Source organism: Anaerostipes sp. MSJ-23 (assembly GCF_018918155.1).
Lineage (GTDB): Bacteria > Bacillota > Clostridia > Lachnospirales > Lachnospiraceae > Anaerostipes.
Genome location: NZ_JAHLPY010000044.1, coordinates 1 through 632 on the forward strand (window position 1 = coordinate 1; position 632 = coordinate 632).

The 632-nt window shown below is 35.3% G+C and carries 1 protein-coding gene; it reads left to right on the plus strand.

Features of this window, described 5'->3' with window-relative positions; all coding sequences use genetic code 11:
* Nucleotides 1–164 precede the first annotated feature (164 nt).
* Complete coding sequence (locus tag KQI71_RS12270; RefSeq protein WP_044922859.1) at nt 165–557, plus strand: hypothetical protein; 393 nt, start codon at nt 165–167, stop codon at nt 555–557.
* The last annotated feature ends 75 nt before the right edge of the window (nt 558–632 follow it).

Below are 632 nucleotides of genomic sequence, written 5' to 3' on the forward strand. Positions count from 1 at the left end.
CATCGTAAACGGTAAATCAGTGTTCCCTACAAAATCCTAAAATAATCTGAGATAATTAACTCAAGATTTTAAACAGTGTCAAAAATGTTAAGCCTTAACTTTTTTGACTTGTAAAAAAGTTTGAGTCTTAACATTCTTGATTTTTTTAGGAGGCGATATAGTTTATGTCAAAAACAACTTTAGTCACGCAACAGGTTCAATTGCAGGAATGGTTTCAGATGATGCAGGAATCCAAAGGACGACCTCAACAGATCCCTCTGGATGAATGGTGTAAAGAGAATTATGGGATTTCTGCAGCTGGATATTATTACAGAGTCAGAAAGGTAAAAGAAGCTTATCTCGATCAAGTATCTGAAGAAAAACTTCAGGAAAATCTAGCAATCGTACCCAAAGAACTGTTTCATGAAGATCAGGGTGTACAAAAAAATCCATCAAAACTTCAAACCACAGATTCTTTCCTTGATATCTTTCAGGATGATCTTCGCATTCGTATCTATGAAAATACGGACGAACAACTTCTTTTCCGTGTGCTGAGGAACCTGAAAAATGCTGAATGATGCAAAAGATCTTCAGGCTGTTTATATTGTGTGTGGTTATACAGATCTAAGAAAAGGAATCGATTCTCTTTCAAA